The 1,615-nt window shown below is 65.1% G+C and carries 2 protein-coding genes; both read right to left on the minus strand.

Annotated elements, in window-relative coordinates; translation table 11 throughout:
- Window positions 1-1,128: NADH dehydrogenase (quinone) subunit D (gene nuoD, locus ACIRS4_RS36560; RefSeq protein WP_404204325.1), on the minus strand; the 1,128-nt coding region annotated here is incomplete at its 3' end.
- On the minus strand, window positions 1,128-1,615 hold a 488-nt coding region (locus tag ACIRS4_RS36565), incomplete at its 5' end, for an NADH-quinone oxidoreductase subunit C (protein ID WP_404204327.1). The genes ACIRS4_RS36565 and nuoD, both read right to left, overlap by 1 nt.

Below are 1,615 nucleotides of genomic sequence, written 5' to 3' on the forward strand. Positions count from 1 at the left end.
CACCTGGCCCGGCGGGACCCGCAGACCCTCGGTCACCAGCTTGAAGTGGTGGATGAGCGATTCCATGGAGGAGCCCATGATCTTGCCGATGTACTTGGGGGAGTTGCCCAGACCGTCCGGCCCGAGCTCCAGGTCGGCGGGCCAGGCGATCTTCTTGTCCTCCACCATGACCGGGCCCGGCCGCAGCTTGTCGAGGCACTGCTCGACGATCTTGACCGATTCCTTCATCTCGTTGACGCGAATCACGTAGCGGCCGTAGCAGTCGCAGCCGGTGTCGGTCTGCACCTCGAACTCGTAGTTCTCGTAGCCGCAGTACGGCTGGGACTTGCGTAGATCGTGCGGCAGACCCGTGGAACGCAGCATCGGACCGGTGATGCCGAGCGCCATGCAGCCCGTCAGATCCAGGTAGCCGACATTGCGGGTGCGGGCCTTCCAGATGGGGTTCTCGTTGAGCAGCATCTCCATGTCCCGCAGGCGGCTCGGCAGCAGGTCCAGCAGCTCGCGGACCTTCTGCACGCCGTCGTCCGGGAGATCCTGGGCCAAGCCGCCCGGGCGGATGTAGGCGTGGTTCATGCGCAGACCGGTGATGGTCTCGAACACGTCGAGGATGAGTTCGCGTTCGCGGAAACCGAACAGCATCGGGGTCAGCGCGCCCAGCTCCATGCCGCCGGTGGCCAGCGCCACCAGATGCGAGGAGATGCGGTTCAGCTCCATGAGCATCACGCGAATGACGTTGACGCGCTCGGGGATCTGATCGGTGATGTCGAGCAGCTTCTCCACCGCCAGGCAGTACGCCGTCTCGTTGAAGAACGGCGACAGGTAATCCATGCGGGTGACGAAGGTGGTGCCCTGCACCCAGCTGCGGTACTCGAGATTCTTCTCGATGCCGGTGTGCAGATAGCCGATGCCGCAGCGCGCCTCGGTGACGGTCTCACCCTCGATCTCGAGAATGAGGCGCAGCACCCCGTGCGTGGAGGGGTGCTGTGGGCCCATGTTCACGACGATGCGTTCCTCGGCGATGCCGTCCAGGGTCGCGGAGATCTCGTCCCAGTCGTTTCCCACCACGGTGACCGAGCGTTCGGGCCGTTCCCGGGGGTCACGACGGGACTTGGTGTCGATGTCGTTCATTAGGAGTAAGTCCTCCGCTCGTCGGGCGGCGGGATGCGCGCGCCCTTGTATTCGACCGGGATTCCGCCGAGCGGATAGTCCTTGCGCTGCGGGTGGCCACGCCAGTCGTCGGGCATGGCGATCCGGGTCAGCGACGGGTGACCGTCGAAGAGGATGCCGAAGAAGTCATAGGTCTCCCGCTCGTGCCAGTCCACCGTCGGGTAGACCGAGTACAGCGAGGGCAGGTGCGGATCGTCATCCGGCACCGAGACTTCCAGCCGCAGGCGGCGGTTGTGGGTGATCGAATTCAGGTGGTAGAGCGCGTGCAGCTCGCGCCCGGTGTCCTCCGGGTAGTGCGCGCCGCTGGCGCCCAGGCACAACTCGAAGCGCAGGGCTTCGTTGTCGCGCAATGTCTTCGCGACCAGCACCAGGTGCTCGCGGCGGATGTGCAGGGTGAGTTCGCCGCGGAACACGACGATCTTCTCCACCGCCTCGTCGAAGGTCTTGG

This window comes from Streptomyces sp. NPDC101166 (assembly GCF_044768125.1).
Lineage (GTDB): Bacteria > Actinomycetota > Actinomycetes > Streptomycetales > Streptomycetaceae > Streptomyces.